The 404-nt window shown below is 66.8% G+C and carries 1 protein-coding gene; it reads left to right on the top strand.

The window, feature by feature from the left end; translation table 11 throughout:
• Positions 1 to 194: 194 nt before the first annotated feature.
• The coding region (locus tag RMT89_RS41370) for a hypothetical protein (protein ID WP_315888908.1) at positions 195 to 404 on the top strand (210 nt) is incomplete at its 3' end.

Genomic DNA, 404 nt, shown 5'->3' with positions numbered 1-404 from the left:
CGTCGACCGGCTCGCCGCCGACGGGAAGCTTCGCCGACACAAGCCGTCCAGCAAGCGAAACGGGCGCGTCTTGTTCTCCGCCGCGCAGGTCAACCGGCTCATCACCAGCTCCAAGACGCGCTGACCCCACCACACAGATCGGCCCCCGCCGCTACCACGGCGAGGGCCACGTACCCCAGGAAGGGGCACATCTCATGACTGATCCTATTACTGTCACCACTCAGGCCGAGCTGGACGCCGCTATCGCCGCAGGAGCGCGGGTCATCGACATCCGCTCCGAGCCCGGCTCATACATCACGGTCAGGGCCTACGGCTCGGCCACGGTCACGGCGAGACCTCGGGTCGCTGTCCACTGCCACTCTAGGCGCGCCACCATCGTAGGAGGCGGCGTCATCATTGACCAC

It is taken from the genome of Streptomyces sp. P17 (assembly GCF_032436805.1).
In the GTDB taxonomy this organism is placed as follows: domain Bacteria; phylum Actinomycetota; class Actinomycetes; order Streptomycetales; family Streptomycetaceae; genus Streptomyces.
This window is presented reverse-complemented; position numbering and strand designations above follow the sequence as displayed.